Origin of the sequence: Eubacterium sp. 3_1_31, from assembly GCF_964249515.1 — a bacterium.
In the GTDB taxonomy this organism is placed as follows: domain Bacteria; phylum Bacillota_I; class Bacilli_A; order Erysipelotrichales; family Erysipelotrichaceae; genus Longicatena; species Longicatena caecimuris.
In genome coordinates, this window is sequence record NZ_CAXUBY010000089.1 from 1 (window position 1) to 2765 (window position 2765).

The 2765-nt window shown below is 35.3% G+C and carries 2 protein-coding genes and 1 other annotated feature; of the genes, one reads left to right on the forward strand and one right to left on the reverse strand.

Annotated elements, in window-relative coordinates:
- Window positions 1-327: 327 nt before the first annotated feature.
- Window positions 328-762 carry a transcriptional regulator Spx gene (spx, locus tag ACESSZ_RS16310; RefSeq protein WP_008687546.1) on the reverse strand — a complete coding sequence of 145 codons (435 nt, stop codon included), beginning with the start codon at window positions 760-762 and terminating at the stop codon, window positions 328-330.
- A gap of 459 nt (window positions 763-1221) precedes the next feature.
- Window positions 1222-1429: a binding site (T-box leader), on the forward strand.
- Window positions 1430-1464: 35 nt separating this feature from the next.
- Here spx and trpS point away from each other — a divergent pair.
- On the forward strand, window positions 1465-2451 hold the full coding sequence (gene trpS, locus ACESSZ_RS16315) for a tryptophan--tRNA ligase (protein ID WP_008687545.1): 987 nt from the start codon (window positions 1465-1467) through the stop codon (window positions 2449-2451).
- The last annotated feature ends 314 nt before the right edge of the window (window positions 2452-2765 follow it).

Genomic DNA, 2765 nt, shown 5'->3' on the forward strand with positions numbered 1-2765 from the left:
CTCGTTGAGTGCCTGTTTATAATACATCAATTTATCTTTCATGTCAACGCTTATTTTTTATTTTTTTCACTTTTTAATGATCTTTTTTATCTTTTCATACTGTAAACGATTACATCCAAGATATCAAACTTTTCTTATCTTTTCATTCCTTATTTCCATATCATCTCTTTTCCGATTACACATCCAATGGCTTATTATCTAATAAAAAATGCCATGCATTCACATGACATTTCTATAATATATGAGTATATAATTTTAAAACTATCAACTATGACAATTATGAATGGTCATAACGGCTCATATACAAAATCTAACATGGCGATATGATTATACTGCTTCTTCCCGCACCTTACCACAGATTGGATAATTCGCACAGCTTGGATTACAAGCCTTCTCAGCAGTCAAGCGTAGTTTAGCAGGTACCAAAGCAGTAATTTCATCATCATCATAACCAACCACAAAACTATTTTCATTAATCATAATCGGACGTTTTAATATAGATGGATTTTTCTGAATGATGCTGACAAGTTCCTTCACGGATAAATCATCTACATCCCGATGCAGTTCCTGAAACGCTTTACTACGCGTTGAGATAATATCTTCCGTTCCATTCTCTGTACGCTGTAATAAATATTTGATTTCATCTTCTTTTAACAACGTCGTGAAAATGTTTTTTTCTATGAATTTCATATCATTATCTTTCAGCCATTGTTTCGCCTTACGGCAGCTGGCACATCCAGGTGAGGTATACAAGATAATCATAAACAACGACCTCCTTTTTCTTTACTCTATCATTATAACGAATTGTTTATTAATAGAAAAGTTATTTTTGGATAATTTTTATTTTTCCCATTCCTTATACTTACCAGCTATCAATACGTTCCATCAATATTTGAAATACCCTAATTCTGAATTTTTTTCTCTTCCTTCACCATATGAACAGCGTTATATCTCTTCTTTTTTTTATATTTTCGCACATTACAACAAAGTTATTAGGCATAGCAAGTAGAATACCTCATGTTTGTGACTATACATGTTCAGAAAAAAATCACGAATCCTAAAGGATGAGAGTTATCTTTATGCTGACTGCTGTAGGCAAAGTATCTGAATTTAATGGTGCAACTAAAAAAGGTAGGCAAAGAAAACACTTCTTGCATCTGTACTATTTTTTATTTAACCTCTTGTCAAGTTTTCTCAATGATAGTATGATATACAGGAAAAGTACATGCGATGAAGAAGGTATAGTAAAATACAGAAACTGTTTATAGAGAACTGATGGTTGGTGTAAATCAGTACAGCCTGCTATTTGAAATGGAACTTTGGAGCATATTCCTTTAAGGAATCGGTGTCACCGTTATCGACAGAGTGATTCATCATAAAGAAGATGAATAAGAAGGCTGGTACCACGCATGCATCATGCGTCCTTATTGGGTACCTTTTTTATTTTAGGAGAGGATATATATTATGAAAAGAATGTTAAGTGGCATTAAACCAACCGGGCGATTAACACTTGGAAATTATATCGGAGCCATCCGTAACTTTGTCGCCTACCAGGATGATTATGAAATGTTTGTTTTCATCGCTAATATGCACGCCATTACAGTTGCCCAAGATAAAGCGGAATTAAAGAAAAATACCAGAGATGTCATTGCCCTGTATCTAGCATGTGGCCTGGATCCTGAGAAAACCACCATTTTCCTGCAGAGTGATGTACATGAACATGCCGAATTGGGTTGGATCATGACTTGTAATTCCTATATGGGAGAATTACAACGCATGACACAATATAAAGATAAGACTGCCAAGGGCGAGACCGGAATAACAGCAGGACTGTTCACATATCCTTCCCTTATGGCTGCGGATATCTTATTATATGATGCTGATTATGTTCCTGTAGGAGTTGACCAAAAACAACATGTCGAGTTAACCAGAAATCTAGCTGAACGCTTCAACAATCGTTATGGAGATACCTTTACCATTCCAGAACCTTTAGTCGCAAAGGTTGGTGCCAAAATTTATTCCTTACAAGATCCAACAAAAAAGATGTCTAAATCTGAAGATAATCCAAAAGGTACGATTGATTTGCTAGATGAGCCTGCAGTTGCACGTAAAAAGATTATGTCAGCTGTTACAGACTCTCTTGGCATCATTCAATATGAACCAGAAAAGCAGCCAGGCATTGCCAATTTACTGACGATTTTATCTTCTTTAAATGGCGAAGAAATTGATCATATCGTAGCTCGTTATGAAGGCAAAGGATATGGAGAATTGAAAAAGGAAGTCGGACAGGCTGTATTTGACTTTTTAACGGAATTGCAAATAAAGTACCATGAAATCATAAAAAGTGGTGCTGCTGAAAAAGTTATTAAAGAAGGTAATGAGAAAGCCAGCTATTTTGCGCATAAAAAATTAATGAAAGTAAAAAAGAAAATCGGTTTCCAGATCTTCTAAATAACCATTTTCCTGCTGTCGTACATGTAAACACCCTAATGTATCATGAAAAGGGGCACATGAGCGACAGCTTTTTTACTGGCATAAAAACAAAAAATATGTATAGAAACAAGCCGTGTATCAAACAAATAGTGAACCAAAAGAAACCCTCTTGTATGCACACAATTTGCAAAAGATGCTAAACACGATGCATTCACCTGTAATAGGTAAATAATAAAGTACACAGCTAGCTGCAACATAAAGAAAGTAGGCGATAGTCATTAAACTACCGCCCCTTATCAAACCGTACGTGCCCTATTAAGGCATACGGCTTA